17 protein-coding genes and 1 tRNA gene are annotated in these 15,898 nt (G+C 57.9%); 13 read left to right on the top strand and 5 right to left on the bottom strand.

All coding sequences use genetic code 11. The features are described 5' to 3' along the window. Positions 1-19: 19 nt before the first annotated feature. The 6 genes from ACR0MJ_RS02840 to ACR0MJ_RS02865 all read left to right on the top strand — a co-directional run bounded on the left by ACR0MJ_RS02840 (position 20) and on the right by ACR0MJ_RS02865 (position 4,086). A tRNA-His gene (locus tag ACR0MJ_RS02840) sits at positions 20-96 on the top strand. Positions 97-188: 92 nt separating this feature from the next. Then, the gene (dusA, locus tag ACR0MJ_RS02845) at positions 189-1,208 is read left to right on the top strand and encodes a tRNA dihydrouridine(20/20a) synthase DusA (RefSeq protein WP_170403303.1); all 1,020 of its coding nucleotides are present in this window, start codon (positions 189-191) and stop codon (positions 1,206-1,208) included. Between the two features lie 28 nt (positions 1,209-1,236). Beyond that, positions 1,237-2,061 (top strand): sulfite exporter TauE/SafE family protein, encoded by an 825-nt coding sequence (locus ACR0MJ_RS02850; RefSeq protein ID WP_170396331.1) that lies wholly within the window; start codon positions 1,237-1,239, stop codon positions 2,059-2,061. Next, complete coding sequence (locus ACR0MJ_RS02855; RefSeq protein ID WP_170403300.1) at positions 2,055-2,840, top strand: hypothetical protein; 786 nt, start codon at positions 2,055-2,057, stop codon at positions 2,838-2,840. Before ACR0MJ_RS02850 ends, ACR0MJ_RS02855 begins: the two co-directional genes overlap by 7 nt. Before the next feature lie 36 nt (positions 2,841-2,876). Further along, on the top strand, positions 2,877-3,605 hold the full coding sequence (locus tag ACR0MJ_RS02860; protein ID WP_170403297.1) for a SpoIIAA family protein: 729 nt from the start codon (positions 2,877-2,879) through the stop codon (positions 3,603-3,605). A gap of 280 nt (positions 3,606-3,885) precedes the next feature. Continuing rightward, entirely contained in the window at positions 3,886-4,086 is a 201-nt protein-coding gene (locus ACR0MJ_RS02865) for a hypothetical protein (protein WP_480759075.1), read from the top strand. A gap of 9 nt (positions 4,087-4,095) precedes the next feature. Here ACR0MJ_RS02865 and ACR0MJ_RS02870 read toward each other — a convergent pair whose 3' ends face one another. From ACR0MJ_RS02870 to ccmI, 3 genes are read right to left on the bottom strand one after another with little or no spacing between them, the layout of a single operon-like run. Continuing rightward, positions 4,096-4,329 carry a DUF1289 domain-containing protein gene (locus ACR0MJ_RS02870; RefSeq protein ID WP_170403291.1) on the bottom strand — a complete coding sequence of 78 codons (234 nt, stop codon included), beginning with the start codon at positions 4,327-4,329 and terminating at the stop codon, positions 4,096-4,098. A gap of 17 nt (positions 4,330-4,346) precedes the next feature. Then, on the bottom strand, positions 4,347-4,811 hold the full coding sequence (ruvX, locus tag ACR0MJ_RS02875; protein ID WP_170403288.1) for a Holliday junction resolvase RuvX: 465 nt from the start codon (positions 4,809-4,811) through the stop codon (positions 4,347-4,349). Beyond that, positions 4,808-6,028 carry a c-type cytochrome biogenesis protein CcmI gene (gene ccmI / locus ACR0MJ_RS02880; protein ID WP_480759079.1) on the bottom strand — a complete coding sequence of 407 codons (1,221 nt, stop codon included), beginning with the start codon at positions 6,026-6,028 and terminating at the stop codon, positions 4,808-4,810. Before ccmI ends, ruvX begins: the two co-directional genes overlap by 4 nt. A gap of 178 nt (positions 6,029-6,206) precedes the next feature. Here ccmI and ACR0MJ_RS02885 point away from each other — a divergent pair, with 178 nt between their 5' ends. From ACR0MJ_RS02885 to ACR0MJ_RS02900, 4 genes are all read left to right on the top strand, one after another. After that, the gene (locus ACR0MJ_RS02885; RefSeq protein ID WP_170396345.1) at positions 6,207-7,451 is read left to right on the top strand and encodes a sarcosine oxidase subunit beta family protein; all 1,245 of its coding nucleotides are present in this window, start codon (positions 6,207-6,209) and stop codon (positions 7,449-7,451) included. A gap of 88 nt (positions 7,452-7,539) precedes the next feature. Next, the gene (locus tag ACR0MJ_RS02890) at positions 7,540-7,869 is read left to right on the top strand and encodes a sarcosine oxidase subunit delta (protein ID WP_170396347.1); all 330 of its coding nucleotides are present in this window, start codon (positions 7,540-7,542) and stop codon (positions 7,867-7,869) included. Between the two features lie 43 nt (positions 7,870-7,912). Then, positions 7,913-10,927 (top strand): sarcosine oxidase subunit alpha family protein, encoded by a 3,015-nt coding sequence (locus ACR0MJ_RS02895; protein WP_480759080.1) that lies wholly within the window; start codon positions 7,913-7,915, stop codon positions 10,925-10,927. After that, positions 10,920-11,486, top strand: coding sequence for a sarcosine oxidase subunit gamma family protein (locus ACR0MJ_RS02900; protein WP_170422292.1), 567 nt, complete (start codon positions 10,920-10,922; stop codon positions 11,484-11,486). The genes ACR0MJ_RS02895 and ACR0MJ_RS02900 overlap by 8 nt, the downstream gene beginning before the upstream one ends. Before the next feature lie 109 nt (positions 11,487-11,595). Here ACR0MJ_RS02900 and ACR0MJ_RS02905 read toward each other — a convergent pair whose 3' ends face one another. Next, positions 11,596-12,363, bottom strand: coding sequence for an FkbM family methyltransferase (locus tag ACR0MJ_RS02905; RefSeq protein WP_170396353.1), 768 nt, complete (start codon positions 12,361-12,363; stop codon positions 11,596-11,598). Positions 12,364-12,464: 101 nt separating this feature from the next. Between ACR0MJ_RS02905 and ACR0MJ_RS02910 the strand changes: the two genes are divergently transcribed. Then, entirely contained in the window at positions 12,465-13,064 is a 600-nt protein-coding gene (locus ACR0MJ_RS02910) for a superoxide dismutase (protein ID WP_113789565.1), read from the top strand. A 284-nt stretch (positions 13,065-13,348) separates the two neighbouring features. After that, complete coding sequence (locus ACR0MJ_RS02915; RefSeq protein WP_170396355.1) at positions 13,349-13,801, top strand: baeRF12 domain-containing protein; 453 nt, start codon at positions 13,349-13,351, stop codon at positions 13,799-13,801. A 49-nt stretch (positions 13,802-13,850) separates the two neighbouring features. Here ACR0MJ_RS02915 and ACR0MJ_RS02920 read toward each other — a convergent pair whose 3' ends face one another. Then, the gene (locus ACR0MJ_RS02920; protein WP_170396357.1) at positions 13,851-14,402 is read right to left on the bottom strand and encodes a TIGR00730 family Rossman fold protein; all 552 of its coding nucleotides are present in this window, start codon (positions 14,400-14,402) and stop codon (positions 13,851-13,853) included. Positions 14,403-14,528: 126 nt separating this feature from the next. On the opposite strand from ACR0MJ_RS02920, the gene ACR0MJ_RS02925 reads away from it, so the two are divergent. Then, on the top strand, positions 14,529-15,869 hold the full coding sequence (locus ACR0MJ_RS02925) for a LysM peptidoglycan-binding domain-containing protein (RefSeq protein ID WP_480759082.1): 1,341 nt from the start codon (positions 14,529-14,531) through the stop codon (positions 15,867-15,869). Positions 15,870-15,898: the final 29 nt, after the last annotated feature.

Raw genomic sequence — 15,898 nt, forward strand, 5'->3', positions numbered from 1 at the left:
TAAATCGCCCCTCACAAGTGCCGCCTTAGCTCAGTTGGTTAGAGCGCTGGATTGTGGATCCAGAGGTCCCCTGTTCAAGCCAGGGAGGCGGTACCATCTCCCAAAACCCAAGAACGGTTTGCCGGTTGCAGGTCTTTCTGTATACCCGGTACTTGGCGAAAGCTGCGTTCCGATGACATGAGCAAGATATGCCGGATAAGAAACCTGTAGACATCCGTAGAAGTGCGAGACTGTCTGTCGCGCCGATGATGGATTGGACCGACAAGAATTGCCGGTTTCTGCATCGTTTGCTGAGTTCTGAGACCTTGCTTTATACTGAAATGGTCACAGCGCCTGCTTTGGTGCGCGGCGGCGCGCTGCATCTGCTGGACTTTAATCCTCAGGAGCACCCGGTTGCGTTGCAGCTAGGGGGTTCTGACCCGCAGGAATTGGCGCAGGCGGCCATGCTGGGCGCTGAAGCCGGATATGACGAGATCAACTTGAACTGTGGGTGTCCGTCTGACCGGGTGCAATCAGGGACATTTGGTGCGATATTGATGCGCGCACCCGAAAAGGTCGCGGAATGCGTTGCGGCGATGCGCGAGGCAGTGAAGGTCGAAGTCACGGTGAAATGCCGTATCGGTGTTGACGAACAGGAACCTTCAGAAGTGCTACCTGCTTTCCTCGACCAAATTCGCGAGGCCGGATGCCAACGTGTCACGATCCATGCGCGCAAAGCTTGGTTGCAGGGGTTAAGCCCGAAGGAAAACAGGGATATTCCACCGTTGGACTATGGTCTTGTGCACCGGATGAAGGCTGATTTTTCGGACATGCACATCTCGATCAATGGTGGCATTACGTCGCTTGCTCAGGCGCAACAGCATCTGGAGGCTGGGCTTGATGGTGTCATGATCGGTCGTGCCGCCTATCACCAACCGACAGATATTCTGGCGGCTGCGGACCCGTTGATCTTTGGAACGGGCAGTGTCGCGGATCCCATTGAAGTGGTGCAAAATATGCTGCCCTATGTCGAGGCGCATCTTGTCGACGGTGGTCGATTGCACCAGATCACGCGGCACATGCTGGGCCTGTTCGCGGGGCGTCCTGGTGCGCGGGGATGGCGGCGGATGCTCTCCGAAGGTGCTGTGCGCGAGAATGCCGGCCCAGAAGTGATCCTGCAGGCTCTGGACTCTGTCGCTGCGCTATCGCAGGTGGAACAGGTAGGCTAAGACGGCTTCGAGCCGCTATGGGGGAATGATGCCCGAGACGATGTTGCTGGCCCAGATGCTGGGCCTTTTGCTTGTGATCGGCGCTTTGGCCGGGGTGTTGGCTGGGCTTTTGGGCGTTGGTGGTGGAATCGTTCTGGTGCCCGCGTTTTTCTATGCGTTTCAGACACTTGGATATGGCGGGCCTCAGCTGATGCAGCTATGCCTAGCAACTTCGCTGGCGACGATCATTGTAACGTCGATCCGATCGGTTCTTAGCCATAACAAGAAAGGCGCGGTGGATTGGGGCATCCTGCGCGGCTGGGGGCCAGGCATAGCGGTGGGTGCGGTGATCGGTGTTCTAGTGGCTTCAGCTCTGAGGACAGAGTTTTTGCAGGCGCTGTTCGGCATGCTTGGCATGGTCATCGGCGTCTATCTTGGTTTGGGAAAATCCGAGTGGCGGTTGGGGGATGCAATGCCCAAGGGATTGCGCCGCGCTGTGCTTTCGCCTTCGGTCGGGTTTCTGTCGGTACTGATGGGAATTGGCGGGGGCAGTTTCGGTGTTCCGCTCATGAGCCTTTATAACACTCCGATCCACCGGGCGGTTGCGACCGCAGCGGGCTTTGGCGTGATCATCGCTGTACCGTCGGTGCTGGGTTTCTTATTTCTCAACATCGCTCCGGAGCATCGCCCGCCGCTGACCATTGGCGCGGTCAATCTGGTGGCTTTCGGTATCGTCGTTGCGATGACTATGATCACCGCCCCGTGGGGCGTTAAGCTGGCGCATGCGATGGATCCGAAGCCGCTCAGGCGGGTCTTCGCGGTATTCCTTACACTGGTTGCTCTGAATATGCTGAGAAAGGCGTTGGGGTGGTAGCGACGTTTTACGAGCTAGGTTGGGTAAAGTTTCCTTATGATGGAGCGTTGGCGGATTGGGTGGCGCACGCTCTTCCCACTGCGCGTGCGTCCGTCAGCGATCCGGCTCATGCAGCTTGGCACGATTGCGATGGCACGTGGTTCATTGGCGTTGATGCACTGGACAATGATGCGCAGGGCAGGGTCGCGGGTTCGCCTGCACTGGCGGGCGCGGCCATCGAACTGGCACATCAGCAGTTTGGATCGATTGATCTGCACAAAGGGCAGGTGTCGGTAATATATCCGGGCTACCCTCAACCCCGGCGTGGCGAAAGCGAGGCTGCGGCGCGGTATCGTGCGCGGCGAGATGCGGCGCATGTGGACGGGCTCAAGCCAGCTGGCCCTGATCGACGACGGCGGGTGGATGAACCTCATGCCTGGATATTGGGTATCCCACTTACCGAGGCCAGTGTGGACGCAGCACCAATGGTGCTGTGGGAGGGAAGCCACAAAATCCTCGGCGATGCTTTTCGGTCCGCGATGAAGAAGGTGCCGCGGCATGAATTGGGCGAGGCCGATATCACAGATGTCTATCAGGCTGCGCGCCGCGAAGTATTCGAGACCTGTCCGCGCCTCGAACTACCAGCACGCCCAGGCGAAGCCTATCTGTTGCACCGCCACTGTCTGCATGGTGTTGCACCATGGGGTCCGAATGCCAGCGCTGGACCGGATGGACGGATGATCGCCTATTTCCGCCCTCAGTTGCCTGGTGGTGTAGCGCAGTGGCTCGAATCCCCGTAACCTCCTGCCATTGTTTGGCTTTGGAGAGTTGGTTCGATGATTACGGTTCACACGAATGCAGATGGTGCCCTTATTGAGGTCGAGCTTTCGGGCGAGGTCACTAGCGCAGATTACGCGAGCACGCTTGTTCCCGCTATTGAGGCCGCATTGGAAGAGCACGACGCCATACGTCTGCTGGCGATCGTTGGGTCCGAGTTCAAGGGATATGATCTGGGTGCCGCATGGTCTGATACCAAGTTGGGGCTCAGCCATTGGCGCGGATTCGACCGGATTGGCGTTGTGGCGGACCAGGGATGGGTGCAAACAAGCGTCCGCCTGGCTGCCCCGATCCTGCCTTGCCCGGTGCACGTTTTTGGAATGGATGAGGTGGAGGAAGCGCGTCGCTGGATGCGCGAATCTCTCGGGGCGATCCACGTGACGGATCTGGGCGGACCTTGCGTGCAGATCAGCCTGATGGGCAAACTGGATTCACAGGAATACGGTCAGGCTCAAACCGATCTTGATGCGCTATTGCGCGAACGTGACGGGTTTCGCCTGTTGATCGATCTGCGCGAGTTCGATGGTTGGCAGGGTCTGACTGCAATGGCAGCCCATTTCAGACTGGCGGCTGGTCACATTGGGATGCTGGATCGTGCAGCGATTGTCGGTGACAAGACATGGCAAAAAATGGCGCAACGCATGGCCAGTCATGTTCTGGGAACGCGGACTCAGTATTTCCCGGCGGAGGAATACGAGAATGCAATAACCTGGCTTGCGACTGGCTAAATGCTCTAAAAATGTTTCAGAAACAATGTCTTGCAATCATAGGCATTGTTCTTTTTTGCGTTGACGTTACGGAATGCAACTTTAAGTTAGCGCTATTATTGACTGGTTGGTCAAATAACTTAAAAAGTCCTTACCTGTCCCGGATTTAGAGGGAGAGGCAACAAGCTGTTTCGCGTCGCTGTGGGCCACCACTCACTCAAACACAGCTTCCGGACTCTTCCCCCTCGGTGTTCGGAACGGTCCCGCAGTGGCGCGTCGTTTATTACATATTGGAAGAGCAATGATTTTTCGCTCAGTACTAAAGCGCATTCTTTCGAAGGACACCCCCGAACAGGCTGAAAGCCACGAGTTGGAAGCTGAGTTGCGCCCGCGACCTGCAAAGACGACAACCCAGAACGAGCTGGTTGAACTGTTCGGTTCTGAGTTGCGGGATCACGAATCTCTGAGTGATCTTAAGCCTGCGCGGTCGCCAAAATACTAGGCTTGCGGATCAGGACCCTTGCAGCCGGGCGACACGGCCACCACGGCGCTTTGCCAGACGGGGTTTGCGTTCCGGCAGATCCTGCATGATTTCGGCCCGTTCGGTGCTGTCCATCTTTGACCAGCGCGTGATCTCCTCAATGGTGCGGTAGCAGCCGGTGCAGATACGTTCGGTCGGATGAACGACGCAGATTTGGATGCAAGGGCTTTCGACCTCGTCCCGTTTCCAAACCATATTCGTCATGGGCGTTTTCCGATCCGTCAAAGAAAGCGCAGTCTGTCCAGCGCGCCTTGCAGAATATAACCTGCTGCGACGTGATCAATAACCTGTCCGCGACGTTTTCGTGTCGTATCCGCCTCAAGCAGTGCTTTTTCTGCCGCAACGGTACTTAGTCGTTCGTCCCAGAAACCGATGGGCAGATCGGTCAAACGGGTCATGTTTCGTGCGAAGGCGCGGGTTGACTGGCAGCGCGGCCCTTCGCTGCCATCCATGTTGCGCGGCAGTCCGAGGATGATTCCGCCGATCTCACGTTCGGTCACAATCTCGATCAAACGCGCGGAATCCAGTGTGAATTTCTTGCGTCGCACCGTCTCAAGCGGGGTGGCCACGCCGCGCATCCGGTCCGAGACGGAAACGCCGATGGTCTTTTCTCCCAGATCCAGCCCCATCAGGGCTGACATTGGGGGCAGGGATGCTGCGAAGTCTTCGAACGCGTCGTGGATCATTGAGCGATTCCGGCCTGCAGCGCGGCAGCGTCGATCATCTCCAACGCTTCGGCGTTACCCGCAAATACTTCCTTGGCTTCGTTCCTGATTTTGATGGCGCGTTGGCCTTCGCCCAGCACGCCCAAGGCGGCAATCAGGCGTGCCCACTCCTCGGGTGTCCCGCCCTCGGTCGCAAGGCGGTCCGAAAGGCCATCGACCATACCGCGGATCATTTCTTGTCGTTCTTCTGGCGACATCTCGGTAGCGGCATTTACATCGTCTTGGCTGGGGCCGGATGCAGCAGAAAAGTCGGGTGTGTTGAACACGCCTGCGCGGAATGCCAATTCATCGATCTGTGACCGGATGGCATTCGCCCATGGCGCGCCGGCCGGGGCGTCATTCAGGGTTTCGACCCAAACGCGATAAGCCATATCAGGCCGCCCGGTCTGTGCCAGCATCTGCCCCCAATAATACCGGGCAGGACCCAAGCGCTGATTGCGCTTAAGCGCCTGTCGCAAGGCGGCTTCCGCTTCTGGTGAGACGTAGCCGCCAGCGGCCAAAATCATCATCTCTGCCTGATCCGAATAGGCCTGAGCCGAGGCATTGTCACCCGACAGTTCGATCACACGGGTTTGTGCCTCATACCCTGCTTTGAAGTTCCCCGCGTTGGTTTCATGCTGTGCCAGCAGGGTATGGCCTTGCAGATCATCGGGGCGTTCGGCCACAGTTTCGCGCAGCCGGTTCAGCAAAGTTGCATAGCTTTCGTCCAGCGGAGGCGTCTGGAGCGGTGTGGCAATGCCCTCGGCCTCAGCCTGGCTGGGTCGATTTTCGCGCAGGTCTTCTGCCATTTCCAGACGAACTGAAAGGGGCATGTCAGGGAAACCGGCGGCACCCAACTGACGATACATCGCCAAACCGCCACCAACCAGAACGGCGGCCATGGCGAGGAACGCTATTATGGTAACCAAGCGTGATGGCCCGGTGCCTTTGTCTTCATTGCGCATCTGCGCGTCTGCGGCCAGGATACGGCGCGAGATTTCCGTGCGTACACGCTCGGCATCAGCTTTCGCGATCACGCCGCGCGCCAAGTCTTTGTCGATGCCTGCTAGCTGTTCACGATAGACTCGCAGATCATAAGCAGCTGTCGGGCCGGTGCCGCGACGACCGCGCAGCATCGTGTAACCCAGGAAAATCGCGATCAGCAGCGCGATCAAAAAGATGAGAACCCAGAACGGCATGGTCCCTCCAAAATGGTTGCCCTGACTTAGACCTGTCGGCGCATGGAAAAAAGGGACAAATAGCCGCGAAGGGCGCTCATGTCGCAATAGTGCATTATTGCGGCGTTGCGCGGCAGGGTTAAAATGTACGGGCACGGCATACCTGCGCCCAATCATCGAAGACCGGACGGATTCGCACATGAAACACTACTCAGCCTTTGCTGTAGCGCGCGAAGCGCTGCGCTATCACACCGGATGGGAGCGCGCATGGCGTTCGCCGGAGCCTAAGAAGCGCTATGACGTCATTATCGTCGGGGCCGGCGGTCACGGTTTGGCAACAGCCTACTATCTTGGCAAGAACTACGGCATCCAGAACGTCGCCGTAATAGAAAAAGGCTGGTTGGGCGGTGGCAACACCGGTCGGAACACGACCATCATCCGATCGAACTATCTGCAGGACCCGTCAGCGGCGATTTACGAAAAGGCGCGCGGTCTCTACGAAGATCTGAGCCAGGAACTGAACTATAACATCATGTTCAGTCCGCGTGGCGTAATCATGCTGGCGCAGACCCAGCACGAGATTCGCGGCTATCAGCGTACTGCGCATGCGAATGCGCTGCAGGGTGTTCAGACCGAATGGATTGGGCCCGAGCGTGTGAAAGAACTGGTGCCGATCATTAATCTGGAAGGTCCGCGCTATCCGGTTCTGGGCGGGCTTTGGCAGGAACGTGGTGGGACCGCGCGCCATGATGCGGTGGCATGGGGCTATGCCCGTGCATGCTCGGCCATGGGTATGGACATTATCCAGAGATGCGAAGTCACCGGCGTCCGGTCCGAAAACGGTCGTGTTGTCGGGGTCGATACCACAAAAGGGGCCATCGATTGTGACAAGCTGGGGATCGTGGTTGCGGGGCATTCCGGCCAGTTGGCTGAGATGGCGGGTTTCCGACTGCCACTGGAAGCCGTCGCGCTGCAGGCGCTGGTATCCGAGCCGATCAAACCCTGCATGGATGTCGTTGTGATGGCGAACACCGTACACGGCTACATGTCTCAGTCCGACAAGGGCGAGATGGTGATTGGTGGTGGCACGGACGGGTTCAACAACTATACCCAGCGCGGCAGCTTCCACCATATCGAGGAAACGGTACGCGCATTGGTCGAAACTTTCCCGATGATCTCGCGCCTGAAAATGCTGCGCCAGTGGGGCGGTATTGTGGATATGACCGGCGACCGTTCACCCATCCTGTCGAAAACACCGCTTAATGGCTGCTTTATCAACGCAGGCTGGGGCACCGGCGGCTTCAAGGCCATTCCGGGATCAGGCTGGGGCATGGCACAGCTGATGGCCACGGGGCATTCACCACTGACCGAAGCCTTCTCCCTGGATCGTTTCAAAGAAGGCCGCTTCATCGACGAAAGCGTCGCGGCCGGGGTGGCGCACTGATGAAGATTTTTCGTCGAAAAATCTCGCACGCCCGTCACGCAGAATCTGCAGGCAGATACGTCTCGCCTGCTGCCAAGAGGATGATCACATGCTGATCTTGAAATGCCCCTATTGCGGCGTCGAAGCCGAAGAAACTGAACTGGCTGCAGGTGGCGAGGCGCATTTGAAGCGTTATGGCCCGGGCTCGTCAGATGATGAGTTCCACGACTACCTGTTCATGCGCGAAAACCCCAAGGGCGTTCATTTCGAACGCTGGCGCCATGCCAATGGGTGCGGCAAGTGGTTCCACGCCGCGCGCTGTACGAACACGCTTGAGGTCTTTGGCACCTATCCGGCGCAGACAACCGAGCCGCCGCAAGAGATCAAGGATGCCATCACCGCCAAGCGTCCCGGCTGGACGTGGAGAGAGTACAAATGATCCGTACAGCCATCCAAAATACCGCCTGCGAAAGGTCCGCATCATGAGCACCCGTCTCGCAAAACATGGCCGTTTGATTGATCGGTCGAAAAAGGTCAACTTCACCTTCAACGGCACCTCGATGCAGGGCTACGAGGGCGATACGCTCGCGTCTGCCTTGCTGGCAAATGATCAGATGATGATGGGCCGGTCGTTCAAGTATCACCGCCCGCGCGGCGTGGTCGCCAGTGGCGCGGAAGAGCCAAACGCTCTGGTCGGTCTGGGTGAGGGCAACCGGTTTGAGCCGAACCAGCGCGCCACCACGACAGAGCTGTTCAATGGTCTGACATCCGCATCACAGAACCACTGGCCGAACCTCGAGTTCGACATCGGCGCGATCAATACGCATCTGTCGCGGTTTCTGCCCGCCGGTTTCTATTACAAGATGTTCATCCATCCGAAACCGTTCTGGAAACATGTTTACGAGCCGTTTATTCGCCAGTCGGCGGGTTTGGGCAAAGCGCCCGACAAGGACAACCGTGACGCGGACACATACGAGCACTTTTACGCCTTCACCGATGTCTTGGTGATTGGCGGTGGCGTTGCAGGTCTGCAGGCCGCCAAAACGGCAGCCCAGTCCGGTGCCAGGGTAATGTTGATTGAACAAACCGCACATTGGGGCGGTCGCGCTCCGGTTGATGGCGGTACCATCAATGGTGAGCCTGTGGATAAGTTCGTGGAACAATTGGTTTCCGAACTCGAAACAATGGACAACGTCACCATGCGCAATCGCTGCATGGGCGCTGGTGTCTATGACCACGGTTATGTGCTGGGTTATGAGCGCCTGACAGACCACAAGCCGGGTGTTCAGGGCCCGCGTCACCGCCTGTGGCGCATTCGTGCGAAGCAGGTCGTGACCGCGACTGGTGCGATTGAGCGTCCGCTGTCATTCGCAGGCAATGATGTGCCTGGCGTCATGCTGGCCTCTGCCATGCGCGACTATGTGGTCAACTGGGGCGTGACGCCGGGTGACCGTGTCATCATCGCCACCAACAATGATGACGCCTACCGGACTGCAATTACCTTGAAGCAGGCCGGTGTCGATGTCCTGCGCGTGGTTGATGCGCGCGACACCGCCGGACCTCTGGCCGAAGAGGCGCGTCAGCTGGGTATCCGCGTCGATCCGGGCAAGGCGATCGCAAAGGTCAAAGGCGGCAAGCGGGTCAAGAAAGTTGCGATCTGCAATCAAGAGGGTATCGGAGGCGCCCGGGAAGAGGTCGAATGCGATGCGATTGCCATGTCAGGTGGCTGGTCTCCGGTCGTGCATATGTGGTCGCATTGCGGCGGCAAGCTGATCTGGGACGAGGCGAACGCGCATTTCCGCCCCGATCCTTCGCGTCCTCCGCTGGGGGCCGACGGTGCAGGTTTTGTTCTGGCGGCAGGGGCTTCGAACGGCCCGCTGGCCTTGGGAGATGTCCTGAAGGATGCAGATACTGCCGGCAAAGCGGCAGCGAAGGCGGCCGGGTTCGCTGCGAAGCGCACCAAAGCGCCAGTTGGTGAGACTACGGCCGAGGCCCCAATGGCCGCTGTCTGGCTGATGCCTTCTAATGCCGAGATTGATCTGCGCATGAAATCGTGGCTGGACTTCCAGAACGACGTCAAGGTCTCGGACGTGCAACTGGCTGCGCGCGAGGGCTATGAAAGTGTCGAGCATACCAAGCGCTACACCACGCTGGGCATGGCAACGGATCAGGGTAAGTTGAGTAATATCAACGGTCTGGCAATCCTTGCTGATGCGCTGGATTCAGAGATCCCGAAGGTCGGCACCACCACCTTCCGCCCGCCCTATACTCCCATCTCGATGGCTTCGATTGGTGGTGAAGCGCGTGGTGAGGTGTTCCAGCCGATCCGTCAAACGCCGATTCATAACTGGCACGATAAGAACGGAGCCGATTGGGAGCCGGTCGGCCACTGGCGCCGGACCTATGCCTATGTCCGTCCCGGTGAATCCGTGCATGACGCGGTTAACCGAGAGGTGAAAAACACCCGCGAAAACCTCGGGCTGTTGGATGCTTCGACACTCGGCAAGCTGATCGTCAAAGGCCCCGACGCAGGCAAGTTCCTGGACATGATGTACACCAACATGATGTCCACGCTGAAGGTCGGCAAATGCCGCTATGGCCTGATGTGTTCCGAGAATGGCTTCCTGATCGACGACGGCGTTGTTGCCCGCATCGATGAGGACACATGGCTGTGCCACACCACCACAGGCGGGGCCGAGCGTATCCATGGCCACATGGAAGAATGGCTGCAGACGGAGTGGTGGGACTGGAAAGTCTACGTCGCGAACGTGACCGAGCAATATGCTCAGGTTGCCGTTGCGGGCCCGAACGCCCGCAAGGTGTTGGAGAAGCTCGGCGGCATGGACCTGTCGAAAGAGGCGCTGCCCTTCATGGAATGGCGTGACGGTAAGATCGGTGCGTTCGACGCGCGGGCCTACCGTATCTCGTTCTCGGGTGAGCTGTCCTATGAGATCGCGGTCCCTGCAAGCCAAGGTCAGGCGTTCTGGGACGCTCTGATCGAGGCAGGGCAGGAGTTCGGAGTGATGCCATACGGCACCGAATGTCTGCATATTCTGCGTGCCGAGAAAGGCTTTATCATGATCGGCGATGAGACCGACGGCACCGTGATCCCGCAGGATCTGGGGCTGCACTGGGCGCTGTCCAAAAAGAAAGAGGATTACCTCGGAAAACGCGCCCATTCGCGGACCCATATGGCCGATCCTGAGCGTTGGAAACTGGTTGGTCTTGAGACTGTGGATGGATCGGTTCTGCCGGACGGTGCCTATGCGGTGGGCGAGGGCGTGAATGCGAACGGTCAGCGCAACATGATCGGTCGCGTAACTTCGACCTACTACTCGGCCAATCTGGGCAAAGGCATCGCCATGGGCCTGATCAAACACGGCCCCGACCGGATGGGCGAAGTGGTCGAGTTCCCGGGCACTGACGGCAAAACCTACAAGGCCAAGATCGTGGACCCGATCTTCTATGACAAGGACGGGGAGAAGCAGAATGTCTGAACCCATCAGCGCACTGAACCACGCCTCATATGATGGCATCGCCAAGATCGAGGAATGCGGCCTACAGGGCATGATCACACTGCGCGGTGATCTGTCGGATAAGGTACTGGCTAAGGCTGTCAAAGACGCCACCGGGCAGAAAGTGCCCGGTCAGCGTGAAGCGTTTGTGAATGGCGACACCGGTGTTTGCTGGATGTCCACCGACGAATTGCTGGTGCTTGTGCCTTATGCCGAGGTCGAGGCCAAACTGGCCGCGATGACCAACGCGCTAAGTGGTACGCACGCGCTGGCGGTCAACGTCTCCGACGCGCGGGCCGTATTCCGCGTTTCGGGCGCGAACGCACGCGAGGTATTGGGCAAGCTGGCTCCGGTTGAGCTGTCGGCCGAGGCATTCCAACCCGGCCAGATCCGCCGTTCGCGTTTGGCGCAGGTGGCAGGTGCCTTCTGGATGGACGACGCTGAGACTTTCCGCATCGTCTGCTTCCGCTCTGCGGCGGACTATGCGTTCAAATTGCTGAAGGTTGCGGCGCAGCCCGGCAGCGAGGTCGGGGTTTATTAAGCCCTGATCGCCTGATGATATGTGGGTGAGGGGGCTTTGCCCCCTCGGCCTGCGGCCTCACTCCCAAGGTATTTCTGTCGAGATGAAGGCCGGATCTCTGGTTCGGGTGTCAGGGGTTCGCGCTGAACAGGAATGTCGGGAATTGAGTGAGTGCACGCTTGCCCGTGAGGGCTGACTTGCCGGTTTCGCCTGTGTGTGGGTCGTGGCAATGGCTATAGAAAGCCAGGTCTTCTGATAGTTTTTTCATGGCCGCGCTGCGGTTGTCTGCGCTCAGATAAGGTGCGTGCGTTGAGAGAAACAGCGCAGGGTTATCTTTTTCTAACCAAGGCAGCATAGAAGGCAGGACCGAAAATTCAGCGCCTTCGATATCCATTTTGACCAAAGAGACATCAGTCAGGTCGACGGATTCAGAAAATTGATCCCAACCGATGGTAAGTGCGTCGGTGCCATGGCTTCCTTCGTGGAGCAATGATGACGTTGAATCGCCTGCCTCTCCGTGCGCTGAAGCCATTCGTGTCACTCCAAACCCATCTGACAAGGCGATGCTGAAGGCTGATACGTTTCGGATGTCGTTCAGCTCTAGGTTCCAGACCAAATGGCGGTAAGCCACTGGGTCAGGCTCAAAACACCACACATGGCGAGCGCGGCGCGCGGCATAGAGGACCGTGGGGCCGATCCATGCACCGATATCAAGATAGTCCTTTTCGGGCGACAGATAGTGGTCCAGCACCGAAAATGTCTCAGGTTCCCACTCCCCGGCTGATACCTTGCGCCAGAATTTCGAGTGGTAGGGGTCCAGGCGAAAGGGTTCACCGTTCAAGTTGCCCGCATAGTATCCGCGGGCGCGATAGAACATTTTGCGCGCCTGTGTCAGCATCGCGGACCTCCGGGTTTTTGTGTTGCGGCCCTTGACCTGCGGCGGCTGTCAAAGCATTTAACCTTTGGAACCGCAACATTCATTTTCAACAGGGGGCCGAGATGGCTTTTGAACTTCCTGATCTTCCTTATGCACATGACGCGCTGGCAGCCAAGGGTATGTCCGCGGAAACGCTGGAATATCACCATGACCTGCACCACAAGGCCTATGTCGACAACGGCAACAAGCTGATCGCCGGCACCGAGTGGGACGGCAAGTCACTGGAAGAGATCATCGTTGGCACATACGACGCAAATGCCGTCGCGCAGAACGGTATCTTCAACAACATCAGCCAGCTGTGGAACCACAACCAGTTCTGGGAGATGATGGGCCCCGGTGGCAACGCGATGCCCGGTGAGCTGGAGAAGGCTCTGACCGAGAGCTTTGGTTCGGTTGACGAATTCAAGTCGCAGTTCAGCGCTGCCGGTGCCGGTCAGTTTGGTTCCGGCTGGGCGTGGCTGGTCAAGAATGCCGACGGTTCGTTGGCAGTGACGAAAACTGAAAACGGCGTGAACCCGCTGTGCTTCGGTCAAACCGCACTGCTTGGTTGTGATGTGTGGGAGCATTCCTATTACATCGATTTCCGCAACAAGCGTCCGGCGTATCTGTCGAACTTCCTCGACAATCTTGTAAATTGGGAAAACGTCGCCTCGCGGATGTGATTTCCACTTGGTAGAACTTAATGAATGGCCCGCTGGCAGTGATGCTGGCGGGCTTTTTGTTATGAATTGATGGGTGGCCGGTAAAAACCTGCCGGTACGTCAACTTTCATTATTCCACCTATTGTGCACGGCCTTTCAGCACCTACGTAAAGTAGGCGGAGGGAGAGTACCGCCAATCAACCAAAAACCTATCAAAATGCGAGCGAAACACCAACGCCGCATCGTTAAACAGGTGTGTCTAAGGGACAGGCGAAGGCCAACCTAAGCGATACAGGAGATCACGAATGGCTGCACTTGAACAGGGAACATGGGTTATCATCGCCGATGGGGAAAAAGCGCTGGTGATGGAGAATATCACGGACGCACAGGACCCCAACTTGGTCGTCGTGTCGGTCGAAGAACAGGACGCAGCACCGACAAAGCCAAGTGACAGGGCAGGGCGGCGACCCGATACGGGACCGAACCAGAAATCTGCAGTTGAAGAGGAGACATGGAAGTCCCACGCAAAATCTCTGTTCGTTCAGGATGTGGCGAACCTTCTGAATCGCAAGGGGCTGAAAGGGGCCTATAAACGATTGGTGTTGGTTGCCAGTCCGCATGTTCTGGGCCTGTTGCGCCGTCGGCTGCACAGTGAAGTGCTGGCAAAGGTTGTGGCCGAAGTCGACAAAACACTCACAAACCACCCGTTGCACAAGGTCGAACGGATACTGAAGACTCGGTTGGCGAAACCTGCCTAAACGAATACTGAGACTCGGGCGGTTTGCGCCGCCCGATTGCCAGTTTTTCTTAGTTCAGTAATTTGCGAAGCGCGGACATGGTCGCATCCGGTGTGTCGACCCAGGTGATGAATTCTGCCAGAGAACCATCTGCAAACCCCTGACCGATCAGTTGATTCAGCAGCGTGTGCAGCGTGTCCCAGTACCCGTCAACATTCATCACCAGAATGGGTTTGTCATGAAGCCCCAGTTGCCGCCATGTCAGTGCTTCGAAAAGTTCGTCCAATGATCCGGGGCCGCCGGGCAGGACAACTACGGCATCCGCGTTCATGATCATCACTTTTTTACGCTCGTGCATCGTCTCGGTCACGATGAACCGGGTAAGGTCGGTCTTGCCGACCTCGCGCTGAAGCAAGTGCACCGGGATCACCCCAAATGTATCGCCGCCGGACGATTGTGCCGCCCGCGCGACCTCGCCCATAAGACCCACATCTCCGGCCCCGTAGACCAGCCGCCAGCCTTCGTTGGCCAACAAGGTTCCAAAGCTGTGGGCAGCGGCGGAGTAGGCAGGATTCACACCATTGCGTGACCCGCAGTACACACAGACGGATTTCTGGGACATAGGTAGGGCTCTCTGCTCTTGTGTTAGGGGTTTTGACCCCTGATAGCGGGATTGATAGGTTGGCTCAACCGCTCCATGAAATGCGCGCCAAACTGGGCATTTCCCGGGCGGAGTGAAAGGAAAAGAATGAACGCCAAATCGGGAAGCGGAGGTTCTGGTACCTTCATATGGGGGCTGGTTGCCGGGATCGTTGTGGTGCTCGTTGCGGGCGGGTTGTACCTGTCCGGTCTGTTCGGCGAGCCGGAACAGCAGGCTGAGCAGGAAGCAACCGAAACATCCGAGCCGATTGCGGAGGTCGCTGAGCCGGAAACCCAGCCAGCGGAGGCGCAGCCCGAAAGCCAGGCGGCGGAAGCCAGCGAATCTGTTGCTGAAGACACACCGCCCGAGATTTCCGATCAAACTCCGGATAGCGAAGAAGCGGATGTTCCGGTTTTGGCCGCGCCGGTTCTGGATCAGATATTCGTTGAAACCGATGGAAACGCGGTACTATCCGGCAATGCCGAGCCGGGGTCCGAGGTCAGTGTTTTGCTGGACGGTGAGACTGTTCACAGCTTCACCGTCGATGACAGCGGCCAGTTCGCCGAGTTTGTATCGATCCCGTTTGCAGACGACGCTCGCGGGCTTGTTCTTGAGACCCGGAAAGGCGAAGACACCAGCCGTTCAGATGATTATCTGATCGCGGCGCTGCCCGAACCGGTCCTGCCGACCGTGTCAGAGCCCGCTGCCGATGAGCCGGTCGAAGAGGTTGCCGAGGCACAGACGACGGATACGGAAACAACCGATCAGCAAGCAGCCAACCAAGCTGAAACCGAAGAGAATGAACCAGAAGTTGCAGGTGCCGCAACGCCACCTGTGAATGAGAACGCGCCCGCGACTGAAACTCAGCCGGAATCAGGCGACGCGCCTGACCAGCAGGTTGCGATCCTGCGCTCGGGCGAAGAAGGGGTTGAACTTTTGCAAGCACCCACTGTTCAGGATACGCCGCCAGAGCAGATTGCCCTGGACACGATTGGCTATTCGGACGCGGGTGATGTGGAATTGACCGGGCGGGCACAGGATGGATCGGCCGTACGCTTGTATCTGGACAACCAGCTTGTGGCCGACATTGCACCAGCGACTGACGGGCAATGGCGCGGCGAGGTCGAGGGCATTGACCCCGGAGTGTACACTCTGAGGGTGGATGAGGTTGCCCCTGATGGCACTGTGGTCAGCAGGCTTGAGACACCGTTCAAACGCGAACCCGTTGAGGTTTTGCGCGCGACCGAAACCACCAATCCGAGTGAGGCCTCAACCGACGCTCCGGCGATCCGCTCGGTCACGGTTCAAAAGGGTGATACGCTTTGGGCGATCTCGCGCGACCGGTTTGGTGACGGTGTGCTGTATGTCAAACTTTTCGAGGCTAACAAAGATTCGATCCGTGATCCTGACCTGATCTATCCAGGGCAGATTTTCACCATTCCTGAATAAACATGACCACTGGCCCAACTGGGCCAGGG

The sequence above is a fragment of the Ruegeria sp. C6 genome (assembly GCF_056537625.1).